23 protein-coding genes are annotated in these 25,581 nt (G+C 71.5%); 17 read left to right on the plus strand and 6 right to left on the minus strand.

Annotated elements, in window-relative coordinates; all coding sequences use genetic code 11:
• The first annotated feature begins 8 nt into the window (after positions 1–8).
• From ACWCYY_RS09740 to ACWCYY_RS09765, 6 genes are all read left to right on the plus strand, one after another.
• A complete protein-coding gene (locus ACWCYY_RS09740) occupies positions 9–1,223 on the plus strand; it encodes a sensor histidine kinase (protein ID WP_449795612.1) in 1,215 nt (404 codons plus the stop codon).
• 223 nt (positions 1,224–1,446) lie between these two features.
• Positions 1,447–5,181, plus strand: coding sequence for a multifunctional oxoglutarate decarboxylase/oxoglutarate dehydrogenase thiamine pyrophosphate-binding subunit/dihydrolipoyllysine-residue succinyltransferase subunit (locus ACWCYY_RS09745; protein WP_345290042.1), 3,735 nt, complete (start codon positions 1,447–1,449; stop codon positions 5,179–5,181).
• A gap of 133 nt (positions 5,182–5,314) precedes the next feature.
• Positions 5,315–6,931, plus strand: a complete 1,617-nt coding sequence (locus ACWCYY_RS09750; RefSeq protein ID WP_449795613.1) for a serine/threonine-protein kinase — start codon at positions 5,315–5,317, stop codon at positions 6,929–6,931.
• Between the two features lie 44 nt (positions 6,932–6,975).
• Positions 6,976–7,155, plus strand: coding sequence for a DUF6104 family protein (locus tag ACWCYY_RS09755; protein WP_345290039.1), 180 nt, complete (start codon positions 6,976–6,978; stop codon positions 7,153–7,155).
• A 197-nt stretch (positions 7,156–7,352) separates the two neighbouring features.
• The gene (locus ACWCYY_RS09760) at positions 7,353–8,270 is read left to right on the plus strand and encodes a DUF4097 family beta strand repeat-containing protein (protein ID WP_345290038.1); all 918 of its coding nucleotides are present in this window, start codon (positions 7,353–7,355) and stop codon (positions 8,268–8,270) included.
• 1 nt (position 8,271) lies between these two features.
• Positions 8,272–9,327, plus strand: coding sequence for a PadR family transcriptional regulator (locus ACWCYY_RS09765; RefSeq protein ID WP_345290037.1), 1,056 nt, complete (start codon positions 8,272–8,274; stop codon positions 9,325–9,327).
• A 230-nt stretch (positions 9,328–9,557) separates the two neighbouring features.
• Here the strand turns inward: ACWCYY_RS09765 and ACWCYY_RS09770 are convergent, their stop codons facing one another.
• Both ACWCYY_RS09770 and ACWCYY_RS09775 read right to left on the minus strand, forming a co-directional pair.
• A complete protein-coding gene (locus tag ACWCYY_RS09770; protein ID WP_345290036.1) occupies positions 9,558–10,520 on the minus strand; it encodes a zinc-binding dehydrogenase in 963 nt (320 codons plus the stop codon).
• Positions 10,521–10,626: 106 nt separating this feature from the next.
• Entirely contained in the window at positions 10,627–11,820 is a 1,194-nt protein-coding gene (locus tag ACWCYY_RS09775) for an NAD(P)-dependent malic enzyme (RefSeq protein WP_449795614.1), read from the minus strand.
• Positions 11,821–12,435: 615 nt separating this feature from the next.
• On the opposite strand from ACWCYY_RS09775, the gene ACWCYY_RS09780 reads away from it, so the two are divergent.
• The 5 genes from ACWCYY_RS09780 (at position 12,436) to ACWCYY_RS09800 (ending at position 16,986) form a co-directional block, all read left to right on the plus strand.
• Positions 12,436–13,356, plus strand: a complete 921-nt coding sequence (locus tag ACWCYY_RS09780; protein ID WP_345280474.1) for an ABC transporter substrate-binding protein — start codon at positions 12,436–12,438, stop codon at positions 13,354–13,356.
• 263 nt (positions 13,357–13,619) lie between these two features.
• Positions 13,620–14,519, plus strand: coding sequence for an ABC transporter substrate-binding protein (locus tag ACWCYY_RS09785; protein ID WP_345290033.1), 900 nt, complete (start codon positions 13,620–13,622; stop codon positions 14,517–14,519).
• An 80-nt stretch (positions 14,520–14,599) separates the two neighbouring features.
• Positions 14,600–15,496: an amino acid ABC transporter permease gene (locus tag ACWCYY_RS09790; RefSeq protein WP_345290032.1), complete on the plus strand. Its 897-nt coding sequence runs from the start codon at positions 14,600–14,602 to the stop codon at positions 15,494–15,496.
• Entirely contained in the window at positions 15,493–16,281 is a 789-nt protein-coding gene (locus ACWCYY_RS09795; protein WP_449795615.1) for an amino acid ABC transporter ATP-binding protein, read from the plus strand. The genes ACWCYY_RS09790 and ACWCYY_RS09795 overlap by 4 nt, the downstream gene beginning before the upstream one ends.
• 120 nt (positions 16,282–16,401) lie before the next feature.
• Positions 16,402–16,986: a CGNR zinc finger domain-containing protein gene (locus tag ACWCYY_RS09800; RefSeq protein WP_345290029.1), complete on the plus strand. Its 585-nt coding sequence runs from the start codon at positions 16,402–16,404 to the stop codon at positions 16,984–16,986.
• On the opposite strand, the gene sodX is transcribed toward ACWCYY_RS09800, so the two are convergent.
• On the minus strand, positions 16,965–17,321 hold the full coding sequence (gene sodX, locus ACWCYY_RS09805; protein ID WP_345290027.1) for a nickel-type superoxide dismutase maturation protease: 357 nt from the start codon (positions 17,319–17,321) through the stop codon (positions 16,965–16,967). The two genes, ACWCYY_RS09800 and sodX, sit on opposite strands and share 22 nt — an antisense overlap.
• Before the next feature lie 77 nt (positions 17,322–17,398).
• On the opposite strand from sodX, the gene sodN reads away from it, so the two are divergent.
• From sodN to ACWCYY_RS09825, 4 genes are all read left to right on the plus strand, one after another.
• A complete protein-coding gene (sodN, locus tag ACWCYY_RS09810) occupies positions 17,399–17,788 on the plus strand; it encodes a superoxide dismutase, Ni (RefSeq protein ID WP_345290026.1) in 390 nt (129 codons plus the stop codon).
• Between the two features lie 112 nt (positions 17,789–17,900).
• Positions 17,901–18,374: a GNAT family N-acetyltransferase gene (locus ACWCYY_RS09815; RefSeq protein ID WP_345290025.1), complete on the plus strand. Its 474-nt coding sequence runs from the start codon at positions 17,901–17,903 to the stop codon at positions 18,372–18,374.
• Positions 18,375–18,630: 256 nt separating this feature from the next.
• Complete coding sequence (locus tag ACWCYY_RS09820) at positions 18,631–19,044, plus strand: ATP-binding protein (protein ID WP_345290023.1); 414 nt, start codon at positions 18,631–18,633, stop codon at positions 19,042–19,044.
• 249 nt (positions 19,045–19,293) lie between these two features.
• Complete coding sequence (locus ACWCYY_RS09825) at positions 19,294–20,148, plus strand: RNA polymerase sigma factor SigF (RefSeq protein WP_345290022.1); 855 nt, start codon at positions 19,294–19,296, stop codon at positions 20,146–20,148.
• 24 nt (positions 20,149–20,172) lie between these two features.
• On the opposite strand, the gene ACWCYY_RS09830 is transcribed toward ACWCYY_RS09825, so the two are convergent.
• Positions 20,173–20,586, minus strand: a complete 414-nt coding sequence (locus ACWCYY_RS09830; protein ID WP_449795616.1) for a hypothetical protein — start codon at positions 20,584–20,586, stop codon at positions 20,173–20,175.
• A 66-nt stretch (positions 20,587–20,652) separates the two neighbouring features.
• Between ACWCYY_RS09830 and ACWCYY_RS09835 the strand changes: the two genes are divergently transcribed.
• Positions 20,653–21,621 carry a diacylglycerol/lipid kinase family protein gene (locus ACWCYY_RS09835; protein WP_345290020.1) on the plus strand — a complete coding sequence of 323 codons (969 nt, stop codon included), beginning with the start codon at positions 20,653–20,655 and terminating at the stop codon, positions 21,619–21,621.
• A gap of 351 nt (positions 21,622–21,972) precedes the next feature.
• Positions 21,973–22,224 carry a WhiB family transcriptional regulator gene (locus ACWCYY_RS09840; RefSeq protein WP_014138019.1) on the plus strand — a complete coding sequence of 84 codons (252 nt, stop codon included), beginning with the start codon at positions 21,973–21,975 and terminating at the stop codon, positions 22,222–22,224.
• A 398-nt stretch (positions 22,225–22,622) separates the two neighbouring features.
• On the opposite strand, the gene ACWCYY_RS09845 is transcribed toward ACWCYY_RS09840, so the two are convergent.
• The gene (locus tag ACWCYY_RS09845; RefSeq protein WP_449795617.1) at positions 22,623–24,143 is read right to left on the minus strand and encodes a sensor histidine kinase; all 1,521 of its coding nucleotides are present in this window, start codon (positions 24,141–24,143) and stop codon (positions 22,623–22,625) included.
• 354 nt (positions 24,144–24,497) lie between these two features.
• Positions 24,498–25,532 (minus strand): SIS domain-containing protein, encoded by a 1,035-nt coding sequence (locus tag ACWCYY_RS09850; protein WP_345290018.1) that lies wholly within the window; start codon positions 25,530–25,532, stop codon positions 24,498–24,500.
• Positions 25,533–25,581 lie beyond the last annotated feature (49 nt).

The following is a 25,581-nucleotide window of genomic DNA, read 5'->3' on the forward strand; positions in this document are numbered from 1 at the left end:
AGGGCGAGATGACCTTCCCACAACAGCGCAAGCGCGCGGCACAGCACCACGACGGCGACCACCGGGGCCTGGCCAGCCGGGCCGCCAGCCGGCTCTGGGACGACGTGCGTCCGCTGGACCCGGTCCGATCGATCAAGGGCAAGCTCACCCTGCTGGTGATCGTCTCGGTCTTCCTGGCCAGCCTGATGGTGGTGGTCGCGATCCGGTCCGAGACCCAGATCCGGATCATCATGATCTTCTCGATGATCGCCTCGCTGCTCTTCATGCAGTTCCTGGCGCACGGCCTCACCGCGCCGCTGCGCGACATGACCGCGGCCGCCAGGGCGATGGCCGAGGGCGACTACAGCATCCGGGTCGAGGTGAACTCGCGGGACGAGATCGGCGAGCTCGCCGAGACCTTCAACCGGATGGCCGGCGACCTGGAGGCGGCCGACCGCCACCGCAGGGAGCTGGTCGCGAACGTCTCGCACGAGCTGCGCACGCCGATCGCCGCCCTGCGCGCCGTGCTGGAGAACGTGGTGGACGGCGTGGTGAAGCCGGACCCCCGGACGCTGGGCGCCGCGCTGGAGCAGACCGAGCGGCTGGGCCGGCTGGTCACCCACCTGCTCGACCTCTCCAAACTGGACGACGGCGTGGTGCCGCTGGACACCCGCCCCTTCGAGGTCAGCCCCTTCCTGGACGGCGTGCTGCGCGGGGTGACCGTCGACGGCGCCACCGCGGCCGGCGCCCACGGGCGGCGCGACGACGTCCACCTGGCCCTGGACGTCAGCCCGGCGGGGCTGACCGGCTGGGCGGACCCGGAGCGGCTGCACCAGGTGGTGGCCAACCTGGTCGACAACGCCTGCAAGCACTCCCCCGCCGGCGGGACGGTCACCGTCCGGGCCAGGGCCGGGGAGGAGTCCGGCGCACTGGTGCTGGAGGTCGAGGACCAGGGCCCCGGCATCCCGGCGCAGGACCGCGACCGGGTCTTCGAGCGCTTCGGCCGCAGCGGCACCGCCACCTCCCAGGGCCCGGGCTCCGACGGCGGCACCGGTCTGGGCCTGGCCATCGCCCGCTGGGCGGTGGACCTGCACGGCGGCCGGATCGGGGTCGCGGAGGCGGCCCGGGGCTGCCGGATCGTGGTCACCCTGCCGGGCGGCCCGGCGGCTACCGCCGAGTTGTCACAGAACTGGGACATTGCCGCGGCGGTCGGGACTGCGTCAGATCGGACCGCACCGCGCTGACCTGCGGTATTGTCCTGCTTGGAGGGGATTTCCACCCGTTCGGGAGGCGATCGCTTCCCCGGGGTTGGAACTTTCTAACGCACATTTTCGGCCAAATAACCGGTCGGCACTGTGATCTGGGTGACGCCTGGCCCAGGGGGACTGCGCGATCAGTGATCGTAGGCGTAGCCTTAATCCCCGCTGTCCACCATCCCAAAAGGAAGCGGAAGAGGGCGGTTTGCCCGTGTCGCCACACCCTGAAACCCCCGTCAGCTCGGCAAGCTCCACTGGCTTCGGCCCCAACGAGTGGCTCGTCGACGAGATCTACCAGCAGTACCTCCAGGATCCCAACTCGGTCGACCGAGCCTGGTGGGACTTTTTCGCCGACTACAAGCCCGGTACCGAGGTGACTCCAGTGACCCAGGCCGCGACCCAGGTCGGCCCCACGCCGACCGCCGTTGCCGCCCCTGCCCCTGCTGCCGTTCCGGCGACGCCCGCCCCCGCTGCACCGGCCGCGCCGGTCCAGCCGGCGCCCGCGCCGCTCGCCGCAGCACCCGCCGCGCCGCCCGCGCCGAAGGCCGCCGCCCCGGCCCCCGCGCCCGCCGCCGACGGGACCGGCCCCGAGCTGCTCGTGCTGCGTGGTCCGGCGAAGGCCGTCGCCACCAACATGGACGCCTCGCTGGAGGTGCCGACCGCGACCTCGGTCCGCGCCGTCCCGGCGAAGCTGTTGATCGACAACCGCATCGTCATCAACAACCACCTGCAGCGCGCCCGTGGCGGCAAGGTCTCCTTCACCCACCTGATCGGCTACGCCCTGGTCCAGGCCGTCAAGGCCAACCCGGGCATGAACTACAGCTACAAGGTGGAGGACGGCAAGTCCTACCTGGTGAAGCCCGAGCACGTGAACCTGGGCCTCGCCATCGACCTGGTCAAGCCGAACGGCGACCGCCAGCTGGTGGTCGCGGCCATCAAGAAGGCCGAGACCCTCGACTTCCTGGGCTTCTGGCAGGCCTACGAGGACATCGTCCGCCGGGCCCGCGCCAACAAGCTGACGATGGACGACTTCACCGGCGTCACCGTCTCGCTGACCAACCCCGGCGGCATCGGCACCGTGCACTCCGTGCCGCGCCTGATGCAGAACCAGGGCACCATCGTCGGCGTCGGCGCCATGGAGTACCCGGCCGAGTTCCAGGGCTCCGCCCCGGAGACGCTGGCCCGCCTCGGCGTCTCCAAGACCATGACGCTGACCTCCACCTACGACCACCGCGTCATCCAGGGCGCCGGTTCGGGTGAGTTCCTGCGGTCGATCCACCAGCTGCTGCTGGGCGGGAACGACTTCTACGACGAGGTCTTCGAGTCGCTGCGGATCCCGTACGAGCCGGTGCGCTGGGCGACCGACGTCGCCACCACCCACGACGACGAGGTCAACAAGACCGCGCGCGTCATCGAGCTGATCCACTCCTACCGGGTCCGCGGCCACCTGATGGCCGACACCGACCCGCTGGAGTACAAGCAGCGCAAGCACCCCGACCTGGACGTCACCAACCACGGCCTCACCCTGTGGGACCTGGAGCGCGAGTTCGCGGTCGGCGGCTTCGGCGGCCAGAAGATGATGAAGCTCCGCGACATCCTCGGCCTGCTGCGCAACACCTACTGCCGCACGGTCGGCATCGAGTACATGCACATCCAGGACCCGAAGCAGCGCAAGTGGCTGCAGGAGCGCCTGGAGAAGCCGTACACCAAGCCCGAGCGCGAGGAGCAGCTGCGCATCCTGCGCCGGCTGAACTCGGCCGAGGCCTTCGAGACCTTCCTGCAGACCAAGTACGTCGGGCAGAAGCGGTTCTCCCTGGAGGGCGGTGAGTCGCTGATCCCGCTGCTGGACGCGACCATCGACGCCGCCGCCGAGCACCGCCTCGACGAGGCCGTCATCGGCATGGCCCACCGCGGCCGCCTGAACGTGCTGGCCAACATCGTCGGCAAGCCGTACGGCAAGATCTTCGGCGAGTTCGAGGGCAACCTCGACCCGAAGTCGATGCACGGCTCCGGCGACGTCAAGTACCACCTGGGCTCCGAGGGCACCTTCACCGGTCTGGACGGGGAGACCATCAAGGTCTCGCTGGCCGCCAACCCCTCGCACCTGGAGGCCGTCGACCCGGTGGTCGAGGGCATCGTCCGCGCCAAGCAGGACGTGCTGGACCAGGGCGGCACCACCTTCCCGGTGCTGCCGATCCAGATCCACGGCGACGCGGCCTTCGCCGGCCAGGGCGTGGTCGCGGAGACCCTGAACATGTCGCAGCTGCGCGGCTACCGCACCGGTGGCACCATCCACCTGGTGGTCAACAACCAGGTCGGCTTCACCGCCGCCCCGGCCAGCAGCCGCTCGTCGATGTACTGCACCGACGTGGCCCGGATGATCGAGGCCCCGATCTTCCACGTGAACGGCGACGACCCGGAGGCCGTGGTCCGCGTCGCGCGGCTGGCCTTCGAGTTCCGCCAGGCGTTCCACAAGGACGTCGTCATCGACCTCATCTGCTACCGCCGCCGCGGTCACAACGAGGCCGACAACCCGTCGTTCACCCAGCCGCTGATGTACGACCTGATCGACAAGAAGCGCTCGGTGCGCAAGCTCTACACCGAGGGCCTGATCGGTCGCGGCGACATCACCATGGAAGAGGCGGAGCAGGCGCTCCAGGACTTCCAGGGCCAGCTGGAGAAGGTCTTCTCCGAGGTCCGGGACGCCGCCGGTGCCCAGTCGGGCGCCACCGCCGGCAAGCCGGTCGCCGACTTCCCGGTCAACATCCAGACCGGCATCTCCGAGGAGATGGTGAAGCGGATCGCCGCCTCGCAGGTCAACCTGCCGGAGTGGCTGACCGTCCACCCGCGGCTCTTCCCGCAGCTGCAGCGCCGCGCCGCCTCGGTCGAGGACAACACCATCGACTGGGCGATGGGCGAGACCCTCGCCATCGGCTCGCTGCTGATGGAGGGTCACCCCGTCCGCCTGGCCGGCCAGGACTCGCGCCGCGGCACCTTCGGCCAGCGCCACGCGGTGCTGATCGACCGGAACACCGGCGAGGACTACACCCCGCTGCTGTACCTGACGGAGGACCAGGCCCGTTACACCGTCTACGACTCGCTGCTCAGCGAGTACGCGGCGATGGGCTTCGAGTACGGCTACTCCCTCACCCGGCCGAACGCGCTGGTGATGTGGGAGGCGCAGTTCGGCGACTTCGTCAACGGCGCGCAGACCATGGTCGACGAGTACATCGCCTCGGCCGAGCAGAAGTGGGGCCAGCACTCCGGCGTCACCCTGCTGCTGCCGCACGGCTACGAGGGCCAGGGCCCGGACCACTCGTCCGCCCGCCCGGAGCGCTTCCTCCAGATGTGCGCGCAGGACAACATGACGGTCGCCATGCCGACCCTGCCGTCGAACTACTTCCACCTGCTCCGCTGGCAGGCGCACAACCCGCACCACAAGCCGCTCATCGTCTTCACCCCGAAGTCGATGCTGCGCCTGAAGGCCGCGGCGTCCGCCACCAGCGAGTTCCTCAGCGGTTCGTTCCGCCCGGTCATCGGTGACACCACCGTCGACCCGGCCAACGTCCGCAAGGTGGTCATCACGGCGGGCAAGTTCTACTACGACGTCGAGGCCGCCCGGGCCGAGCGCGGGATCACCGACACCGCCATCGTCCGGGTGGAGCGGCTCTACCCGCTCCCGGTCGCGGAGCTCCAGGAGGAGCTGGCCCGCTACGGCGAGAACGTCCAGTTCGTCTGGGCCCAGGAGGAGCCGGCCAACCAGGGTGCGTGGCCGTTCATCGCCATGAACCTGGTCGACCACCTCCAGGTCGTCATCGGCCGCTCCGCCAACGGCGCCCGCCTGCGCCGCGTCGCCCGCACCGCGTCCTCCGCCCCGGCGGTCGGCTCGGCCAAGCGGCACGCCGCCGAGCAGCAGGCGCTGCTGGAGGAGATCTTCACCCTCTGACGCCGCGTCGGTCCGTACCCGGGCCCCGTCCACCGCTCCGGCGGCGGGCGGGGCCCGTGGTCGTTCCCCTGCCGGGCCGAGCGGTGCTGCCGTATGTTCGTCCCACCGATGTCGGTGCGGGGGGAGCGAGGACATGACCACGGACCCGGTGTTCCGGCCGTTGGAGCCGGGGGACCCGTCGGAGGTGGGCGGGTACCGCCTGGCGGCCCGGCTGGGGGCCGGCGGCATGGGGCGGGTCTACCTGGGCTACACGCCGGGCGGGCGGCCGGTCGCGGTCAAGGTGGTGCGGCGGCGGCTGGCCGCCGATCCGGAGTTCCGCCGCCGGTTCCGGCACGAGGTGGCCAACGCCCGGCGGATCCACGGCCTGTACACCGCGCAGGTGGTGGACGCCGGGGAGGACGAGGAGCTGCCCTGGCTGGCGACCGCCTACGTACCGGGGCCCTCGCTCCAGGAGGTGGTCCGGGAGCACGGCGCGCTGCCGGCCAGGACGGCGCTGCTGCTGCTCGGCGGGATCGCCGAGGCGCTCCAGGCGATCCACCTGGTCGAGGTGGTGCACCGGGACCTCAAGTCGGCCAACGTGCTGATGGCGGTGGACGGCCCCCGGGTGATCGACTTCGGCATCGCCCGGGCCGCGCACGCCACCGTGCTGACCGACTCCGGCTCGACCATCGGCTCGCCGCCCTACATGGCCCCGGAGCAGATCCGGGGGCAGCCGGTCTCCCCCGCCACCGACGTGTTCGCGCTCGGCGCGCTGCTGGCGTACGTCAGCGGCGGGGTGCTGCCGTTCGGGGACGGTCCGGACACCGCGGTGCTCTACCGGGTGGTGCACGAGCCGCCCGCACTGGCCGGAGTGCCGGACGCCCTGCGGGAGTTGGTGACCGCCTGCCTGGCCAAGCGGGCCGAGGACCGGCCCGGGCCGGCCGAGCTGGTCCGGGCCGCCCGCGAACACCCGCTGGTGGGCGGCGAGTTGCGCTTCACCGGGCACTGGCTGCCGGACCCGGTCACCCTGGCGCTCCGTCGGCGGGCCGAACTCCCGCTGCCCACCGGCCCGTCCGCTCCGGCCGGGCCGGGCACCGGGACGGCCTCGTGGCCACCGCCCGAACCGCACACCGGGACGCACACCGGACCGGTCGCCGGACCCGTGCCGACCGCGCCCGCCACCGCACCGGTGCCGGCCCCGCCGCGGCCCGTGCTGCCGCCGCCCGCCGTGCCGCCCCCGCCGCTCCTGCCGCCGCCCCCGGCCCGGCCCGCCCCGCCCCGGGCGGCGTCCGGCCGCCGCCGGGCGCTGCTGGTCGGCTCGGTGGCCCTGGCGGCGGTGCTGCTGGGCGCGGTCGCGCTCTGGCCGGACCCGGACGAGCCCACCGGTCCGTTCCGGATCGGTTACCGGGACCGGCAGTTGACCATCCCGCCGAACGGCTCCTTCGACTTCGACCTGAACCACGGCACCGTGGTCCCGGCCAACTCCTCCTCCTGGGCGGTCTCCACCGCGGGCCCGGAGTTCCGGGTGAGCTCCGGCTCGGACGTCTACCTGCCGCACGACGGGGCCCGGCTGACCGTCCTGGCCTGCGTGGCCGGGATCGAGAGCTCGCCGGGCACCGGGCCGGTGAAGTTCGAACAGGTGCCGGCCGGCCGGTCGTTCTGCGTGCGGGACCGGGAGACCGGCTCGGTCGCGGTGCTGCGCACGGTGGCGCTGGGCGACACCGACGGCATGGCCACCTGCTCGGTCACCTACTACCGGCACCAGGGCTGAGGACTATCCTGTCCCGGTCACACCACGAGCGACCGGAGCAGAGCGTGTACTTCACCGACCGAGGCATCGAGGAGCTGCAGAACCGTCGCGGCGAGGAGGAGGTCAGCTTCGAGTGGCTGGCCGACCGGCTGCGCGAGTTCGTCGACCTCAACCCGGACTTCGAGGTCCCGGTCGAGCGGCTGGCCACCTGGCTGGCCCGGCTCGACGACGAGGACGAGGACTGACCCGCGGGTCTCCAGCGGGACCCCTACGGGCCCGGACGGCTACGGCCGCCCGGGCCCGTAGCGCTTCCTCGGGGTGAACCCCGAGAAGCCCCTGAGACCGCCCGGGGCGTCCTTGACTTCACTTCCACGCGATATATCGTGTTGTTCAGGGGGACGCGATACATCGCGTATCCGACAACGGGAGGCGGGACGGAACCATGGGCAAGTGGACGGTCGAGGGGCCGGAGAAGATCAGCTTCGAGGAGCCGGTGAACGTGCTCCAGGTCCGGGTGGTGGCCGGCGCGGTGAACGTGGTCGCCGCCGAGGGCCCGGCCCGCCTGGAGGTCACCGAGCTCGAGGGGGACCCGCTGCTGGTCTCGCTGGAGGACGGCGTCCTCACGGTCACCTACAAGGACCTCTCCTGGAGCGAGCTGACGGAGTCGGCCAAGTCGGTCGAGAAGGTGAAGAGCTTCTTCGAGGGCCTGCGCCGCAAGCGCCGCGCGGTGGTCTCGCTGACCGTCCCGGCCGCCGCCGAGGTGAAGGTCGGCTCGGTCTCCGCCGACACCACCGTCTCCGGCGTGGCCGGCCGGGTCGGCGTGCAGGGCGCCAGCGGCGAGACCACCCTGGTCGGCCTGCGCGGCCGGGCCGACGTGAACTCGGTGACCGGCGACGTCAACGCCCAGTCGGTGGCCGGCGAGCTGAAGGTCCACACCGTCTCCGGGCACCTCACCGTGGTGGCCGGCAGTGGCGAGAAGCTGCACGCCAAGTCGGTCAGCGGCTCCGTCACCCTGGACCTGGACGCCACCACCCCGACCGACCTGCACGTGGCCACGGTCAGCGGCCCGGTCGCCGTCCGGCTGCCCTCGCAGGCCGACGCCAAGGTGGAGGCCGGCACCACCGGCGGCGAACTCTCCAGCACCTTCGAGGAGTTGACCCTCGGCGGCAGCTGGGGCACCCGCAAGCTCTCCGGCCAGCTCGGCTCCGGCACCGGCCGGCTCCAGGTGAACACCGTCTCCGGCGCCGTCACCGTGCTGCGCCGCCCCGAGACCGAGGACGGCCAGGTGCGCTTCACCAAGGAGCTGCCCGCCGCCCCCGCCGACGCCCCGGCCACCGACGACACCGCCCAGGAGGGCTGACATGACCCCCGTCTTCGGCCACGGCCGTCTGCGCCTGTACCTGCTCAAGCTGCTGGACGAGTCCCCGCGCCACGGCTACGAGGTGATCCGCCTGCTGGAGGAGCGCTTCCAGGGCCTGTACGCGCCCTCGGCCGGCACCGTCTACCCCCGGCTGGCCAAGCTGGAGCAGGAGGGCCTGGTCACCCAGAGCACCGAGGGCGGCCGCAAGGTGTACCGGCTGACCGAGGCCGGACGCACCGAGCTGGCGGCCCGTCAGGCCGAGCTGGCCGAGCTGGAGGTGGAGATCCGGGACTCGGTGGCCCAGCTGGCCGGGGCGATCCGCGAGGACGTCCGGGACACCGCCAAGGACCTGCGCGAGGAGATCTGGGGCGCGGCCAAGGGCGCGCCGAAGTCCGCGGGTTCCGAAGGGGAGGCCGGCGAGGACGGCCCCCGCACCGACCCGTGGGCCGGGCCCTGGGGCGAGAAGGAGTCCTGGCAGCGCGCCAAGCAGGAGTTCGCCCAGTTCAAGGCCGAGGCCAAGGAGCAGGCCAAGCGCGCCAAGGAGCAGGAGCGGGCCGCCAAGCAGCAGGCCAAGGCCGCCGAGGCGGAGGCCCGCCGGCTGCGCGAGGAGGCCAAGGCCTCCCGGACGGCCGCCCAGCAGGAGGCGCTGCGGATCAAGCGCCGGGTCGAGCAGCACGTCAAGGAGGCCGCCTCGCGCGGTGACTGGTCCACCGGCCTGGCCGAGGGCCTGTCCGAGATCACCCGCTCGCTCTCCGGCCTGGCCGACGCCGCCAAGTGGGGCGCCACCTCCGTCGCCGAGGACATCAAGGTCTCCCGGGTCGACTTCGACAAGGACCGGAGCACGGAGCGGACCACCGAGAAGCCCGCCGACCTGCCCGGCTGGGCGGTCACCGACCCGGCCGGCGATCCGGCCCGCGAGCTGGAGCGCCTGCTGGACCGCTTCCGCGACCAGGTCCGCGACGCCGCCCGCGACCACGGCGTCACCCGGGCCGGCCTCGCCGACGCCCAAACCACCCTGGCGGCCGCCGCCGAACGGCTGCGCCGCCCCCGCGGCTGACCGCCCGGAGGGCGGTCAGGGCGCCCGGAGGGCGGTCAGGGGCGCGAGGAACTGCGCGAGACGGAAGAAGCAGACCCGTGTGCCGGGTACGGAGAGCCACTTGCACGTGAGTGTCCGTACCCGGCACACGGGTCGTCGCGTTCCCCTGCGCGCAGTTCCCCGCGCCCCTGTCGGCCCTGGCGGGCCTCCGGGCGCGGAGCGCGATGCTCGGCCCTGCGGGCAGCCGGGCGTCAGGGTTCGAGGACCAGCTTGCCGAAGACCTCGCCCTTGGCGAGCCGGGCGAAGGCGTCCCGGGCCTCGGTGAGCGGCAGCACGGTGTCGATCACCGGCCGCACCCCGGAGGTGGCACAGAGCGCGAGCAGCGCCGCCAGCTCCTCCTTGGTGCCCATGGTGGAGCCCAGGACGTTGAGCTCCAGGAAGAAGATCCGGTTCAGCTCGGCGGCCTTCGGGCTGGGGCCCGAGGTGGAGCCGGAGATGACGATCGAGCCGCCCGGCTTCAGCGACTTGACGGAGTGGGACCAGGTGGCGGCCCCGACCGTCTCCATCACCGCGTCCACCCGCTCGGGCAGCCGGGCGCCGCTCTCGAAGGCGGCGTCGGCGCCGAGCTCGACCGCCCGGGCCCGCTTGGCCTCGTCCCGGCCGGTCACCCAGACCCGCAGGCCGGCCGCCTTGGCCAGCACGATCAGCGCGGTGGCCACGCCGCCGCCGGCGCCCTGCACCAGGACGGTCTGGCCGGGCTTGGCGGCGGCCTTGGTGAAGAGCATCCGGTAGGCCGTGAGCCAGGCGGTGGGCAGGCAGGCCGCCTCGGCGAAGGAGAGCTCGGCGGGCTTGGGCAGCAGGTTCCAGGTCGGCACGGCGACCCGCTGGGCGAAGGTGCCCTGGTACTTCTCGGTGAGGATGGTGCGCGGCTCGTCCGGGCCGACCCCGTGGCCGCTCTGGCCGATCACGGAGTGGATGACCACCTCGTTGCCGTGCTCGTCGATCCCGGCGGCGTCGCAGCCGAGGATCATCGGCAGCCGCTCGGCGGGCAGGCCCACCCCGCGCAGCGACCAGAGGTCGTGGTGGTTGAGGGTGGCGGCCTTGACCGTCACCACGCTCCAGCCGGGCCGGGCCTGCGGCTCCGGGAGCTCGCCCAACTCCAGTGCGCTGAGCGGGTCGTCGGCGTCGATGCGGGCTGCGTAGGCGGCGAACATGGACCGGACACTAGCGGTGAACCACTGCTAACCGGAACGGGACACGGGTGTGACGACGGTAACCAACCCGTCAGCACACCCGTGTCCCGTGGTGTCGAACAGTGCGTCAGATCCGCGCGACGCCCTCGCGGCGGGCGGCCTCGGCCACCGCCTTGGTGACCGCCGGCGCGACCCGGGGGTCGAACGGCGAGGGGATGACCCGCTGCGGGGTCAGCTCGTCGGCGACCACGGCGGCCAGCGCCTCGGCGGCGGCCAGCTTCATGCCCTCGGTGATCCGGGTGGCCCGGACCTGGAGCGCGCCGGCGAAGATGCCGGGGAAGGCCAGCACGTTGTTGATCTGGTTCGGGAAGTCCGAGCGCCCGGTGGCGACCACGGCCGCGTAGCGGTGGGCGACCTCGGGGTGGATCTCCGGGTTCGGGTTGGCCATCGCGAAGACGAAGCAGCCCTCGGCCATGGTGGCGACGACGTCCTCGGGGACGGTGCCGCCGGAGACGCCGATGAAGACGTCGGCGCCGGCCAGCGCGTCGGCCAGCGAACCCTGGAGCCCGGACCGGTTGCTGAGGGCGGCGATCTCGGCCTTGACGTCGGTCAGGTCGCCCCGGCCGTCGTACACCACGCCCTTGCGGTCGCAGACCGCGACGTCGCCGATCCCGGCGGCCAGCAGCATCTTGGCGATGGCGATGCCGGCCGCGCCCGCGCCGGAGATGACAGCGCGCAGCGAGCCGATCTCACGGCCCGTCACCTTGGCGGCGTTCCAGAGCGCGGCGGTGGTGACGATCGCGGTGCCGTGCTGGTCGTCGTGGAAGATCGGGATGTCCAGGGCCTCCTGGAGCCGGCTCTCGATCTCGAAGCAGCGCGGGGCGGAGATGTCCTCCAGGTTGACGCCGCCGAAGGACGGGGCGAGCCGCACCACGGTCTCGACGATCTCGTCGACCTCGGTGCAGGCGAGCGCGATCGGCACCGCGTCCACGCCGCCGAACTGCTTGAACAGGATGGCCTTGCCCTCCATCACGGGCAGCGAGGCCTCCGGGCCGATGTCGCCCAGGCCGAGCACGGCGGTGCCGTCGGTCACGACGGCGACCACGTTGGACTTCCAGGTGTAGTCGTTGACCAGCTCGGGCTGCTCGGCGATGGCCGTGCAGACCTTGGCGACACCGGGGGTGTAGGCGAGGGACAGGTCGTCCGCATCGCGCACCGGAACCGTCGCCCGGACCTCCATCTTGCCGCCCCGGTGGAGCGCGAAAACGGCGTCGACCGGGTCGTCGGTCTCAGTGCTGGTGTGGATGATCTCCGCTGCCACGATGACCTCTTCGTCATTTGATCAGCGAGAGCGCGCACACCGACGGGCCGGGACCCGCTCGGGGCGTCCCGGACGGGATGCCGAAAAACCCGGGCCGCCGAAACGGACCCGGACGAGGGGTCGGGGCGCTGCCGTCGGGCCGCGCCCTCGAATGAGGGTTTTATGGGTGTCTCTGCGGTTGTACTGCCGGTCTGCCCTGGCCGGTTCCGGTGGGTACCGGACCACGAGCCTAGGCCGGACGGAGGCATCGCACCTATGCCTTTTTGTCCTTTTCACGTGCCCGTCATCCCCAGGTCGGGCAGTTGACGACCGTCGGTTTCGGAAGTACCGGCGGCCCTGCTCGGACCCTGGTGATCGTGCACGCACACCCGCAGGAGGTGAACACCAGACACGGAGGGGAGCTGGCGCCTCGAATCCGGAGTCTGCGTACCCGACTTCCGGTTCTGCGCGCCCCGGGTCTGTCGCGACCCGGCGGCCTGGGGTTCTGATCGGGGGTCACCCGATACCCGATTCTGACACATCCGAGACCCGCCCCGGCAGGGCGGGATGGAAGACTCCGGACTCCGGCCCACTCCGGACCCGCACGACCTCTCCCACAGGAGGAGCAGTACCCCCATGCAGCACAGTTCCCCCATATCCCGTCATGTCGCCCGCGCCGCCACCGCGTTGACCGCAGGATCGCTCCTGCTGACCGGCTGCGGCGCCGGATCGACGCCGAAGGCCCCGTCCGAGGACCCGCGCTCGATGCTCCCGGCCGCCGTCCGCGAGGCCGGCGTGCTCAAGGTCGGCTCCGACCTCAACTACGCCCCGGTGGAGTTCAAGGACGCCAACGGCCAGGCCGCCGGCCTCGACCCGGAGATCGCCGAGGCGATCGGCAAGCAGCTGGGCCTGCGGGTGGAGTTCGTCGACACCCCCTTCGACAAGCTCATCCCCGGCCTGCACGCGAAGCAGTACGACGTCGTGATGTCCGCGCTGAGCGACAACCGCCAGCGCCGCGAGGGCACCGACGACAACGGCACCCAGGTGAATCCGGGAGTGGACTTCGTCGACTACTTCATCGCCGGGACCTCGATCCTGGTGAAGAAGGGCAACCCGAAGGGCGTCAAGTCCATCGACGACCTCTGCGGCCACCCCGTCGCGCTCCAGCGCGGCACCACCCAGGACGCGATCATCGCCCGGCAGACCACCGCCTGCACCAAGGCGGGGAAGCCCCTCACGGTCAAGCTCTTCGACACCGACGACCAGGCGCTGGCCGAGGTGAAGGCCGGCCGCGCGGTGGCCGACCTGAACGACTTCCCGGTGGCCGCCTACGTGGCCCAGCAGCAGGACGGCGGCAGGACCTTCGAGGTGGCCAGCGCCCAGATCCAGCCCGGCCCGTACGGGATCGCGCTGACCAAGGGCGACACCGCGCTGCGCGACGCGCTGGTGAAGGCGCTCGACCGGGTGATCCGCGGCGGCGAGTACGACAAGATCCTCGCCAAGTGGAACGTCTCCGCGGGCGCGGCACAGAACGCCGTGGTCAACGGCGGGTTCTGACCCTCCGGAGCCCTTCGGTCCGCATACTTATACACGGAGTGACAGGGACACGGTATTCGTCCGGATAGCGGACGCTCTGACCCCTCGTTATCCGATTTTGATCTGAATAGTGGTCCGTTACCGAATGCCTGGTGGCAGGATTCCCACCAACTCGGATCGCTACAGCCCACCTCGGCGGAGGGTGGCGACAGCCCCGGCCCCCCGTGTACGCCGCCAGCGCGGCGCGCTCCGCCCAGCCTCTCCCACAGGAGGAGACTCCCCCCATGACCGTCCGTAACCCGCGCACCCGCCTCCTCGCCGCCGGTGCCCTGATCGCGACCGCCTCGCTGGTGCTCACCGCCTGCGGCGACGACAAGAAGGACGACACCTCGGCGGCCGGCTCCTCGGCCCCGCTGTACTCGAAGCTCCCGGCCGACATCCAGAAGGCCGGTGTCGTCAAGGTCGGCTCCGAGGTCGCGTACGCGCCGGTGGAGTTCAAGGACGGTGGCAAGATCACCGGTATCGACCCGGACCTGGCCGACGCGCTGGCCAAGCAGCTGGGCGTCAAGTTCCAGATCCAGGACGCCGGTTTCGACACCCTGATCACCTCGCTCTCCACCAAGCGGATCGACCTGATCATGTCGGCGATGACCGACAACAAGGAGCGCCAGGGCAAGGGCGTCGACTTCGTCGACTACTTCAAGGCCGGCACCTCGATCCTGGTCCAGAAGGGCAACCCGAAGGGCATCAAGACCCTGGAGGACCTGTGCGGCCAGACCGTGGCGCTGCAGAAGGCCACCGTCAACGAGGACACCGCCAAGGCGCAGTCCGACAAGTGCAAGGCGGCGGGCAAGGCCGAGATCACCATCCAGGGCTACGAGCACGACGGTGAGGCCCTGCTCAAGCTGAAGTCCGGCGCCGCGGTGGCCGACCTGAACGACTACCCGGTGGCCGCGTACAACGCGCAGACCTCGGGCGGCGGCAAGGACTTCGAGGTGGTCGGCGAGCAGATCGACCCGGGCCTGTACGGCATCGGCGTCTCCAAGGAGAACGCCCAGCTCCGCGACGCCGTCAAGGCCGGCCTGGAGGCCCTGATCGCCAACGGCGAGTACGCCAAGATCCTCGACAAGTACAACGTGAAGCTCGGCGCGGTGGACTCCGTGACGGTCAACGGCGGTTCCTGACCCGTCGTCAGCCCGGGCCCGCACCACAGCGCGGGCCCGGCTCCGTTCCACCCCCTCGCCACGCCCGAGAGGCCCTCCGCATGAGTACCCCCTCCTCCGAGCCGGGCACGGTCCCGGCGCACCACGTGATCAAGGCGATCCCGGTCCGGCACTACGGCCGCTGGATCTCCGCCGTCGTGGTGATCGCCCTGCTCGCCTGGCTCGTCTACGCCTTCTCCCAGGGCAACATCACCTGGTCCACCACCGGTGAGTACCTGTTCAAGTCGGACACCCTCCTGGGTGCCTGGCACACGCTGCTGATCAGCGTCTGCTCGATGGCCCTCGGCCTGCTGCTCGGCGTGCTCGCCGCGGTCATGCGGCTCTCCCACAACCCGGTCACCTCGACCGTGGCCTGGGGCTACATCTGGCTGTTCCGCGGCACGCCGGTGCTGGTCCAGCTGCTGCTCTGGTGGAACCTCGCCCTGATCTTCCCGACCATGTTCGGCCAGGACACCAACACGGTGATCACCCCGTTCGTCGCGGCCCTGCTGGGCCTCGGCATCAACGAGGGCGCCTACATGGCGGAGATCGTCCGGGCCGGCATCCAGTCGGTCGACGAGGGGCAGACCGAGGCCGCCCACGCGCTCGGCATGTCCCGGGTGAAGACCATGTACCGGGTCGTGCTGCCGCAGGCCATGCGGGTGATCGTGCCGCCCAGCGGCAACGAGTTCATCAACATGCTGAAGACCTCCTCGCTGGCGTACGTGGTGACCTACCCCGAGCTGATGACCAAGGCGAAGGACGTCTACACCAACAACCTCGCCGTGATGGAGCTGCTCTTCGTCGTCTCCTTCTGGTACCTGGTGCTCACCACGGTGTTCAGCATCGGCCAGTACTACCTGGAGCGGCACTACGCCAAGGGCTCCTCCCGCAACCTGCCGGCCACCCCGCTGCAGAAGATCAAGGCCAACCTGACCTCCCTGGGGCGTGCCCGATGACCTCCTTCGACAAGCCCGCCACGAACCAGCCGCTGGTCCGCGCCGAGGGCGTGCGCAAGTCCTACGGCCCGGTCGAGGTGCTCAAGGGCATCGACCTCGAGGTCAAGCAGGGCGAGGTGTTCTGCCTTGTCGGTCCGTCCGGCTCCGGCAAGTCCACCTTCCTGCGGTGCATCAACCACCTGGAGCAGATCAACGCCGGGCGCCTCTGGGTGGACGGCAAGCTGGTCGGCTACCGGCAGAAGGGCGACAAGCTCTACGAGCTGAAGGACAGTGAGGTCGCCCTCCAGCGGCGGGACATCGGCATGGTGTTCCAGCGCTTCAACCTCTTCCCGCACATGACCGCGCTGGAGAACGTGATCGAGGCTCCGGTCCAGGTGAAGAACCGGAGCAAGGCCGAGGCGAGGACCCAGGGCCTGGAGCTGCTGGCCCGGGTCGGGCTGGCCGACAAGGCCGGCAACTACCCCTCCCAGCTCTCCGGCGGCCAGCAGCAGCGGGTGGCGATCGCCCGGGCCCTGGCCATGGAGCCCAAGCTGATGCTCTTCGACGAGCCCACCTCGGCGCTCGACCCGGAGCTGGTCGGCGACGTCCTCGACGTCATGCGCCAGCTGGCCCGGGACGGGATGACCATGATCGTGGTCACCCACGAGATGGGCTTCGCCCGCGAGGTCGGCGACGCGCTGGTCTTCATGGACGGCGGCGTGGTGGTCGAGTCCGGCCACCCGCGCGAGGTGCTGACCAACCCGCAGCACGAGCGCACCCGCGCCTTCCTGTCCCGCGTGCTCTGACGCGGCGCGCCCCCGGGGAGCCCCGGTGAGCCCTTCCGGCTCACCGGGGCTCCCCTTTCCGTTCACCGAGGTAATACCCTAGGAGCAGCTCACCCGTTACCGGCCCTGGAAGGACCAACCGTGGAGCTCGCCGCGTACGCCAACTTCGCCGTTCGCCTGGTGAACAGCGAGGAGCCCGACCGGGGCACCGACTCGCTGACCTCGGTCGAGGCCGTGCGCTCGCTGTTCGGCCCCTCCTCGCAGGCGGCCCGGCTGGCGGACGAGAGCGACCTGCCGCGGCTGCGCGCGGTGCGGACCAGGCTGCGCGGGGTCTTCGAGGCCGCGGCCGAGGGCGACGAGGTGCGCGGGGTGGACCTGCTGAACAGCCTGCTGGTGGAGTACCCCGTCAGCCCGCTGGTCTCCGGCCACGACTACCTGGACGACGCCGGCCGCCCGCGCTGGCACCTGCACCTGGCCGACAACGCGCCGACCGCCGCCGCCAACTTCACCGCGGTGGCCTGCATGGGCCTGGCCATCCACCTCACCGAGCTGGGCGCCGACCGGCTCGGCATCTGCCAGGCCGCGCCGTGCCGCAACTCCTACCTGGACACCTCCACCAACCGCTCCCGGCGCTACTGCTCCGACCGCTGCGCCACCCGGGCCAACGTGGCCGCCTACCGCGCCCGCAAGCGCGAGGAGGCCCGTCAGGCGGCCGCGGCGGGCTGAGCCGGGCCCTGGCGGCGCGGCCACCCCAGCCGGCAGAGCACCTGACCGAGGATCAACTCCTCGGGCACCGCTCCGTACTGACGGCTGTCGGTCTCCACGAAGGGGTTGTCGGAGACCATCCACCAGCCCTCCGGGCGCCGCTCCACGGCCCGTTTGAGCACCAGCAGGCCCGGGTGCCGGGGATGTTCGAAGAGTGCGACCCGCCCGGGGCGCAGCGCCGCGCCGTACCGGACCAGCACCCGGTCGCCGTCCCGAAGGGTGGGACGCATCGAGGGCCCGGCGACCAGCGCCACCCCGAACGGCAGTAGCCCGTCGCGCTGCTGTCGGTCCGTCATGCACCCTCCGTCCGGCCAAACCCAGGACCGAAGGGTAATCTCTGGCGCGGGAAGACGATTTCAGAAGGGACTCCCCAATGCGTCTGTTCACTTCGCGCGTCACCGCGCACGCCCACTGCGACCTGCCCTGCGGCGTGTACGACCCGGCCCAGGCCCGGATCGAGGCCGAGTCGGTCAAGGCCACCCAGGAGAAGTACCAGGCCAACGAGGACGCGGTCTTCCGGGCCCGCGCCATCGTCATCAAGGAGGAGCGGGCCGAGCTGGTCAAGCACCACCTCTCGGTGCTGCACACCGACTACTTCAAGGCCCCGCACTTCGAGAAGTACCCGCAGCTGCACGAGCTGTTCAACAACGCGGGCAAGGCGGCCTCGGCCGCCAAGGCGTCCACCGACCCGGCCACCGGCCAGGCCCTGCTGGACCTGATCGCGGAGATCGACAGCATCTTCTGGGAGACCAAGAAGGCCTGACGCTCCACCACCGGTGCCCCGGTCGTTCCCGACGGAACGGCCGGGGCACCGGCACGTCCGGCCACGGGAAACTCACAGCCGCGATCCCCGGCCGCCCGAGTAGGCTCGCCGTATGATCCGCGAAGCAACGCCGTCCGACGTCCCCCTGATCCTCGACCTGATCCGCGAACTGGCGGAGTACGAGAAGGCCCCCGACGAGGCCGTGGCCACCGAGGAGCAGCTGCGCGAGTCGCTGTTCGGCGCGAACCCCGCCGTCTTCGGCCTGATCGCCGAGGAGGACGGCGGCGAGGCGGTCGGCTTCGCCCTCTGGTTCCGGAACTTCTCCACCTGGCGCGGCACCCACGGGGTCTACCTGGAGGACCTCTACGTCCGCCCCACCGCCCGCGGCGGCGGCCACGGCAAGGCCCTGCTCACCGAGCTGGCCCGGATCTGCGTGCGCAACGGCTACTCCCGCCTGGAGTGGACCGTGCTGGACTGGAACGAGCCGGCCATCGGCTTCTACACCTCGCTGGGCGCGGTGGGCATGGACGAGTGGACCGTGCACCGGCTCAGCGGCGACGCGCTGGCCGCCCTCGGCGCCGAGTAGCGGAGCCCCGTGCCTGCCACGGCAGTTCGAACTCCTTCGCCCGTTCCCGTGACTGACGTCGGGGATCGCGACAAGCGTCGGTCCGGCGCGGTAACGTCTCGGGCGGATGCGCGGCGTTCCGACCTCTCCCGTATGGGTATGACCGGTACGTACCGCACCACCCCTCTTCACAGTTGGGGCTGAGCAGTTGAACCGAGCAACAGGAAGTGCCGCGGCCTCCCGGCCGCAAGCACCGCGCGTCACCCAGGAGGTGAGGGTGTCCCAGATCGACGGCGATCCCGGAGTGAAGGACTTCGTCGAAGTCCGGCTGCCCGCGGCGGGGGCGTACCTCTCGGTGCTGCGAACGGCGACGGCCGGTCTCGCGGCCCGTTTGGACTTCACCCTCGACGAGATCGAGGACCTCCGGATCGCGGTGGACGAAGCCTGCGCCATCCTGCTCCAGCAGGCTGTCCCGGGCTCCGTGCTGAGCTGCGAGTTCCGCCTGGTCGGTGACTCGCTCCGGGTCACCGTGGCGGCCCCGACCACCGACGGCCGGGCCCCCGAGCGGGACACCTTCGCCTGGACGGTGCTCTCCGCACTGGCCGGTGAGGTGGAGTCCACGGTCGGCGCGGACAACACCGTGAGCATCAGCCTGCACAAGAAGCGCGGCGGAGCACCGGTCGCGGTGTGAGGCCACTCGCGAAGCCGTGCGCGCGGCCGGGCCGCGCGTACGGCTCCCCGTACCGCAGCGCGGTACGACCCTCAGTGAAGTGCTCCCGGAACGGAACGGGTGACCGCCGTGAGTGATCTCGACCGCACAGGCATGGGCCCGGGCCCGGCCGCCACCGCAGAGGTGACCGTGCCGGCCCAGCCGAGCGCCGCCGCCCCGACCCCTGCCCGATCCGACCCCGCCGACGTGCACCCGAAGGACAACCATCGGATGACCCAGCCGACAGACCCGACGAACGACCAGCCGCCCGCCTCGCCGGTGCGCCCGCCGGTCGCCGGAGCCGTCCCGGCCCAGGCACACCGTTCCGGCGCGCCGGACCGCGAGGCCGCGCGGGCGCTCTTCGTCCGGCTGGCGGAGCTGCCGGAGGGTTCGCCCGAGCGGGTCGAGCTGCGCAACCAGCTGGTCCGGATGCACATCCCGCTGGTCGAGCACCTGGCCCGCCGCTTCCGCAACCGCGGCGAGCCGCTGGACGACCTGACCCAGGTCGCCACCATCGGTCTGATCAAGTCGGTGGACCGCTTCGACCACGAGCGCGGGGTGGAGTTCTCCACCTACGCGACCCCGACCATCGTCGGCGAGATCAAGCGCCACTTCCGGGACAAGGGCTGGGCGGTCCGCGTCCCGCGCCGCCTCCAGGAGCTCAGACTCTCGCTCACCACGGCGACCAGCGAGCTCTCCCAGCGGCACGGCCGCTCCCCCACGGTGCACGAGCTGGCCGAGCACCTCGGCATCTCCGAGGAGGACGTGCTGGAGGGCCTGGAGTCGGCCAACGCCTACTCCACCCTCTCCCTCGACGTGCCGGACAGCGACGACGAGTCCCCCGCGGTGGCCGACACCCTGGGCGCCACCGACGAGGCGCTGGAGGGAGTCGAGTACCGCGAGTCGCTCAAGCCGCTGCTGGCCCAACTCCCGCCCCGGGAGCAGAAGATCCTGGTGCTGCGGTTCTTCCGGAACATGACGCAGTCCCAGATCGCGGCCGAGGTCGGCATCTCCCAGATGCACGTCTCCCGGCTGCTGGCCCGCACCCTGGCCCAGCTCCGGGAGAAGCTCCTCGTCGAGGAGTGACGGACCCTCGGGGCCCGTCCTCCGTCAGGACCCCTCGGCGGTGCTCTGCTGCGCGTAGAGCACCGCCGTCACCTTCGGGTTGAGCAGCGCGCCGATGCCGATCAGGCCGACGACGCCGATCACCACGCCGAGCACCTGCATCGCGCCGCCGTTCTGCCACATGTAGTAGGCGACCGGCAGGCAGATCGAGTTGGTCAGCACGGCCGGCGTGCGACCCCAGCGGCGCAGCCGCAGCAGGGCCCGCCCGGCCAGCAGCGGCTGCAGGCCCAGCAGCAGCAGGATCACCCCGCCGAACTCGCTGCGGCCCAGCGCCGGGGAGTCCCAGAAGAACCCGGCGATCACGTCGTAGAGGCCCCAGCCGGCCAGCGCCGCACCCTCCAGCGCGGTGATCGCGGCGCCGACGACGAGCGCGGTGGGCCGGGCAGGGCTGGTGGTCATGGAATCGGTGGTCACTCCAGCAGGGTAGCCGCAGCGGTTCGCACCCCGACCCGTAGGCTGAGCGCCATGCGCGCTCTCCTGGTCGTGAACCCGAAGGCGACCACCACCAGTGGACGCACCCGCGACGTGCTGATCCACGCCCTGCGCAGCGATCTCCGCCTGGAGGTGGCCCACACGGAGTACCGGGGCCACGCCCGCGACCTGGCCGAGGGGGCCGCCGAGCGCGGCTTCGACCTGGTGGTCTCGCTGGGCGGCGACGGCACGGTCAACGAGATCGTCAACGGGCTGCTCGCGCACGGCCCCTCCGATCGGGTGCCCCGGCTGGCCGTCGTCCCGGGCGGCTCGACCAACGTCTTCGCCCGCACCCTCGGCCTGCCGAACGACCCGGTCGAGGCCACCGGCGCCCTGCTGGACGCCCTGGAGCACCGCCGCGAGCGCGCGGTCAGCCTGGGCAAGGCGATGTCCGAGGGCCTCCCCGACCGCTGGTTCACCTTCACCGCGGGCCTCGGCTTCGACGCCGGCGTGGTGGGCCGGGTGGAGGCCCAGCGGCGGGCCGGGAAGAAGTCCACCCACGCGCTCTACGTGAGCCAGGCGCTCCGGCACTTCGTCACCGAGCGTGATCATCGCCGCAACGGCCCCATCAGCCTGGAAATCAACGGCCGGGAACCGGTCCCGGGCCTCGTCCTGGCCATAGTCAGCAACACCTCGCCCTGGACCTTCCTGGGCAGCCGGCCGGTCTTCCCCTCCCCCTCCGCGTCCTTCGACACCGACCTGGACATCTTCGGCATCACTCGAATGACCGCGTTCGGCACGGCTCGAACGGTGCGTCAGATTCTGCGTTCGCACACGACTTCGGAAGGCCGCACAGGGCCGTCCGGCCCTACGGGCAAGCACCTCGTCTCCTACCACGACGTCCGACACTTCACCTTGGTTTCACAGGAACCGGCCCCGTTTCAGGTCGACGGGGACCACCTTGGAGACAGGAGTCGCGTCAGTTTCACAGGCGTTCGGCGGGCACTGCGTGTGATTGTGTGACCAGAAGGGCCCGTTGCCCTTCTTCTCGAACGCACAAGCCCCCTTCACCCCATAGAAGTACGGGCTGTGAGCTAGGCGACACCGAAGAATCAAAAATTTCCAGCCGAAGGGGGTTGTATCCGAGCCCGAGGTTTGCGAACCTCTACATGGCGATCGGGACACGTCGCAGCGGGACATACCGCGACAAGCTCCCTTGATAGCCCGAACCCCCTCCAGCACAGACCTCCCAGGCCCCACGGGGCCTTTGGTCCCTTTTGCTGTCGCGGGATTCGTGAAAGCGTTCACATTCACAAGCCACCATCGATTGCGTCGCGCGGGCCACAGCCTGCCGACCGGAGGAGTTGGACGAACATGGACTGGCGCCACCGCGCTGTCTGTCGCGAAGAGGACCCGGAGCTGTTCTTCCCCATCGGGAACACCGGCCCCGCTCTGCTGCAGATCGAGGAAGCCAAGGCCGTGTGCCGCCGTTGCCCCGTCATGGAGCAGTGCCTCCAGTGGGCGCTCGAGACCGGCCAGGACGCCGGCGTCTGGGGCGGCATGAGCGAGGACGAGCGTCGTGCGATGAAGCGCCGCGCCGCCCGCAACCGCGCCCGCACCGCCTGAGTGACCGTCAGCCCCGCCTGATCAACCAACGATCAAGGGTCAGGCAGCGCCGTACGGCGCGCCGGGCCTTCCGCACTGCGGGTACTTGATACTGTTCACTTAGAGCAATACCGTGGAGCTGTGGCGCTCACCGTGTGCAACACGTCGAGCGAGTGCCGCGCGACACCACAGAGCCCCCGTTCCGGCCGACTCCCCCCGACGGCCGGAACGGGTTGAGAGGCCCTGTCGACCCACCCCCCCGGTCGACAGGGCCTCGTTTCTTTTGGGCCCGCTCACCTTCGGGCCGCTCGTGCCGGCGCCGACGGTCGTCGCTCCCTCGCTCGTTCCTCGCTCCCTCGCTCCTCCCTTTCGGCACCGGCGCGGCCCTTCGGTTCGCGGGCCCGGGTGCCTCCGGCGGCTCAGCGGACCGGGATCTCCAGGATCACCTTGGTCCCCCCGTCCGGCGCCGCCACCATGTCGAAGCTCCCGCCGAGCTCGTTGGTGGCCAGGGTCCGGACGATCTGCAGCCCGAGGTTCCCCGAGCTCTGCGGGTCGAAGCCCTCCGGCATGCCGGTGCCGTCGTCCTGCACGGTGATCAGCAGGTACTCCTCCGGCTTGGCCCCGGTGTTCCAACTGTCCGACCAGCCCTTGCCGGTGGCCGGCGCCCGCCCGCGGAGCGCGCTGACCTCCAGGTTGCCCCCGGCGCTCGGGCCGAAGGCGTGCTCCAGCGCGTTCTGCAGCAGTTCGGTGAGCACCATCGCCAGCGGCGTGGCCATCTCCGCCGAGAGGATGCCGAAGGAGCCGCTGCGCCGGGTGGCCACCCGCCCGTCCTGGGAGAGCTCCATCACCATGGCCAGCACCCGGTCGGCGATCTCGTCGAAGGCCACCGCCTCGTCCAGCCCCTGCGAGAGCGTCTCGTGCACGATGGCGATCGAGCCGACCCGCCGCACCGCCTCGTCCAGCGCGGCCCGCCCGGACTCCGAGTCCATCCGCCGGGCCTGCAGCCGCAGCAGCGCGGCCACCGTCTGGAGGTTGTTCTTCACCCGGTGGTGGATCTCCCGGATGGTCGCGTCCTTGGTCATCAACTCCCGGTCACGGCGCCGGAGTTCGGTGACGTCCCGGCAGAGCACCAGCGAGCCGGTGAGCGTCCCCTTCGGCTTGAGCGGGATGGCCCGCAGGGTGACCACGCCGCCCTGGGCCTCGACCTCGGTCTGCCGCGGCGCCCAGCCGCTGGCCAGCTTGACCAGGGCCTCGTGCACCGCGCCGCGCGAGGGCGGCACCAACTCGGCGGTGGCGCGGCCCAGATGACTGCCGACCAGGTCGGTGGTGAGGCCCAGGCGGTGGTACGCGGAGAGCGCGTTGGGGCTGGCGTAGGTGACGATGCCGTCGGCGTCCAGCCGGATCAGGCCGTCGCCGACCCGGGGGGCGGCGTCCATGTCGGCCTGCTCGACGCCCGGGTAGGGGAAGCTGCCGGCCGCGATCATCTGGGCCAGGTCGGAGGCGGACTGCAGGTAGGTGAGCTCCAGCCGGCTGGGCGTGCGGACGGTCAGCAGGTTGGTGTTGCGGGCGATCACCCCGAGCACCCGGCCCTCCCGGCGGACCGGGATGGACTCCACCCGGACGGGCACTTCCTCGCGCCACTCCGGATCGCCCTCGCGGACGATCCGCCCCTCGTCGTAGGCGGCGTCCAGCAGCGGCCGGCGGCCCCGGGGCACCAGGTGGCCGACCATGTCGTCCTGGTAGGAGGTGGGGCCCGTGTTGGGCCGCATCTGGGCCACCGAGACGTAGCGGATGCCGTCCCAGGTGGGGATCCAGAGCACCAGGTCGGCGAAGGAGAGGTCGGAGAGCAGCTGCCACTCCGAGACCAGCATGTGCAGCCACTCCACGTCGGCACCCGTCAGGGTGGTGTGGCGGCGGACGAGTTCGTTCAGCGAGGGCACAGGGCGAGCGTATCCGGAGCTGCCCGGCGGGGGCCTCCCGGAGCGGTCGGCACCGATCGCGGGAGCTCTCTGGACAACCAGGATTGGTCTAGTCCACAATGGAAGAGCACCAAGGAGACACCCCCCGCGCAACTGCCCTGACCGCGCGCGGTGCCTCCTCGGTCGGACGCTCCGGACCGGCGACCCCGCACAGTCTCCGGCCCAGTGGAGCGACCGACGACAGCTCCGGGCTGCGGTGCCGCACAGGTTGAGGGTCCTGTGTCGGCGCCGTGGCCCGTAGTGCTTCCCGGGCCCTGTCGGCCCATCCCTCGCCCGCGGCCCCTCCCCCGCCGGCGGCTGCTCCCCCGCGCCCCGTCACTTGGCCAGCGCCCGCGGCGCGTCCGGGTCCTGCCCGCGGGCCACGGCCACCTCGTGGGCCAGCTGCTGCAGCGGCAGGATCTCCAGCACCGGCTGCAGCTCCTCCGGCACCCCGGACGGCAGCACGAACCCTGCCGAGGCGGCCGCCACCTGCTCCTCGCCGCCGAACACCACCAGGTCCGCGCCGCGGCCCCGCAGCCGGTCCAGCACCGGCTGGAGCGCCTCGCCGCCCTTGCCCTCCGGCACCACCGCGATCACCGGTGAGACGTTGTCCACCATCGCCAGCGGCCCGTGCAGCAGGTCGGCGCCGGAGAAGGCCGAGGCCGGGATGTAGCTGGTCTCCATCAGCTTGAGCGCGGCCTCCCGGGCGGTCGGGTAGCCGTAGCCGCGCGAGGTGAGCACCAGCCGCTGGGCGAAGCGGTAGCGCTCGGCCAGCGCCCGCACCTCGTCCCGCCGCCCGAGCACCTGCTCGGCCAGCTCCGGGAGCCCCTCGGCGGCCTCCCCGCCCTCGCCGCGCAGGCCCCGCACCAGCAGGTAGAGGGTCAGCAGTTCGGCGGTGTAGGTCTTGGTGGCCGGCAGGGCCCGCTCGGGCCCGGCCAGCACGTCCACGTGGAACTCGGAGAGCTCGGCGAGCGGCGAGCCCGCGTTGTTGGTGACGGCCAGGGTGACGGCCCCGGCCTCCCGGGCCGCGATGGTGGAGGCCACCAGGTCGGGCGAGCCGCCGGACTGGCTGACCGTCACCACCAGCACGTCGGTGAGGTCGGGGCGCGCCCCGTAGGCGGTGACGGTGGACATCGAGCTGAGCCCGGCCGGGCGGCCGAGCAGGATCTCCACCAGGTACTTGGCGTACAGCGCGGCGTTGTCCGAGGTGCCGCGCGCGGTCAGCAGCACGAACCTCGGGCGGCGGGCGGCGATCTCGGCCGCGATGGCGGCGATCCCCGGGGCGCCCTCGTCGAGGATCCGGCGGAGCACGGCGGGCTGCTCGGCCGTCTCCGCCGCCATGATGCGGCCGGGCCCTTCGGCGACGGACATCTGACGCTGCCTCCGGCTCGGTCGGCCCCCCTCGGACTTCCCGCTGGTG

It is taken from the genome of Kitasatospora sp. NPDC001664 (assembly GCF_053596675.1).

Coding starts and splice junctions, on each gene's coding strand:
- ACWCYY_RS09740 (WP_449795612.1), top strand. CDS start 9: ATGACCTTCCCACAACAGCGCAAGCGCGCGGCACAGCACCACGACGGC.
- ACWCYY_RS09750 (WP_449795613.1), top strand. CDS start 5,315: ATGACCACGGACCCGGTGTTCCGGCCGTTGGAGCCGGGGGACCCGTCG.
- ACWCYY_RS09760 (WP_345290038.1), top strand. CDS start 7,353: ATGGGCAAGTGGACGGTCGAGGGGCCGGAGAAGATCAGCTTCGAGGAG.
- ACWCYY_RS09765 (WP_345290037.1), top strand. CDS start 8,272: ATGACCCCCGTCTTCGGCCACGGCCGTCTGCGCCTGTACCTGCTCAAG.
- ACWCYY_RS09770 (WP_345290036.1), bottom strand. CDS start 10,520: ATGTTCGCCGCCTACGCAGCCCGCATCGACGCCGACGACCCGCTCAGC.
- ACWCYY_RS09780 (WP_345280474.1), top strand. CDS start 12,436: ATGCAGCACAGTTCCCCCATATCCCGTCATGTCGCCCGCGCCGCCACC.
- ACWCYY_RS09785 (WP_345290033.1), top strand. CDS start 13,620: ATGACCGTCCGTAACCCGCGCACCCGCCTCCTCGCCGCCGGTGCCCTG.
- ACWCYY_RS09790 (WP_345290032.1), top strand. CDS start 14,600: ATGAGTACCCCCTCCTCCGAGCCGGGCACGGTCCCGGCGCACCACGTG.
- ACWCYY_RS09795 (WP_449795615.1), top strand. CDS start 15,493: ATGACCTCCTTCGACAAGCCCGCCACGAACCAGCCGCTGGTCCGCGCC.
- sodX (WP_345290027.1), bottom strand. CDS start 17,321: ATGACGGACCGACAGCAGCGCGACGGGCTACTGCCGTTCGGGGTGGCG.
- sodN (WP_345290026.1), top strand. CDS start 17,399: ATGCGTCTGTTCACTTCGCGCGTCACCGCGCACGCCCACTGCGACCTG.
- ACWCYY_RS09815 (WP_345290025.1), top strand. CDS start 17,901: ATGATCCGCGAAGCAACGCCGTCCGACGTCCCCCTGATCCTCGACCTG.
- ACWCYY_RS09825 (WP_345290022.1), top strand. CDS start 19,294: ATGACCCAGCCGACAGACCCGACGAACGACCAGCCGCCCGCCTCGCCG.
- ACWCYY_RS09830 (WP_449795616.1), bottom strand. CDS start 20,586: ATGACCACCAGCCCTGCCCGGCCCACCGCGCTCGTCGTCGGCGCCGCG.
- ACWCYY_RS09835 (WP_345290020.1), top strand. CDS start 20,653: ATGCGCGCTCTCCTGGTCGTGAACCCGAAGGCGACCACCACCAGTGGA.
- ACWCYY_RS09840 (WP_014138019.1), top strand. CDS start 21,973: ATGGACTGGCGCCACCGCGCTGTCTGTCGCGAAGAGGACCCGGAGCTG.
- ACWCYY_RS09850 (WP_345290018.1), bottom strand. CDS start 25,532: ATGTCCGTCGCCGAAGGGCCCGGCCGCATCATGGCGGCGGAGACGGCC.